This is a genomic window from Curtobacterium sp. MCBA15_007 (assembly GCF_001864905.1).
Lineage (GTDB): Bacteria > Actinomycetota > Actinomycetes > Actinomycetales > Microbacteriaceae > Curtobacterium > Curtobacterium poinsettiae.
The window spans coordinates 4,726-5,326 of sequence record NZ_MJGM01000029.1 but is presented as its reverse complement, the minus strand read 5'-3'; the positions used below and the strand labels follow the sequence as shown (position 1 = coordinate 5,326).

Sequence of the window (601 nt, the reverse complement as noted above, 5' to 3'; positions counted from 1 at the left end):
CGACCTGCAGGTCGCCGACACCACCTGGGTGCAGTCGATCCCGATGCCGGTCCCGCACACCCGTCCGATCAGCCTCACCGTCTCGGGCACCCGGGCCGACCTCGTCGAGCAGATGAGCGTCTGGAAGCCCGAGACCCAGGCACCGGCGAACGTCCTGCACCTGGTCGAGCACCGCCTCGCCGAGACGGGTGCGCAGGTGACAGGGCTCGTGCTGCTCGTGCCGCACTACCTGTCCGACACCGAGTTCCCGGACGCCGCCGTCGCAGCGCTCTCCGGCATCGCCGCCGCGACCGGACTGATCTTCCCGACGGACGCCCTGCGCGAGTCGGGTCGCGAGTTCCTGACGCGCGTCGAGGAGCAGGTGGCCGGCAACGCCGAGCTGCAGCGCCTGGTCTCCGTGCTCGAGGAACGGCACGACACCTACATGGAGGGCAACCCCGTCGCGTCGCCGCTCACCGGCGTCGACGGCGAGGTGCCGACCGCCGACGCGATCGCCGCCGAGCTCGAGCGCTTCCTGGCCGACCGGCGCACCCAGGGCGACGCGACCGACTGACCGTCGCGTCGGATCCGGACGCTCCGACAGGACGGCCTGGAGGCGCGG

Annotated in this window: 1 protein-coding gene; it reads left to right on the top strand. The window is 72.5% G+C overall.

What is annotated here, in order from left to right; all coding sequences use genetic code 11:
• Positions 1-553, top strand: a 553-nt coding sequence (locus BIU95_RS12460) for a PAC2 family protein (protein WP_139179782.1), incomplete at its 5' end; no start/stop codon positions are given.
• Between the last annotated feature and the right edge of the window lie 48 nt (positions 554-601).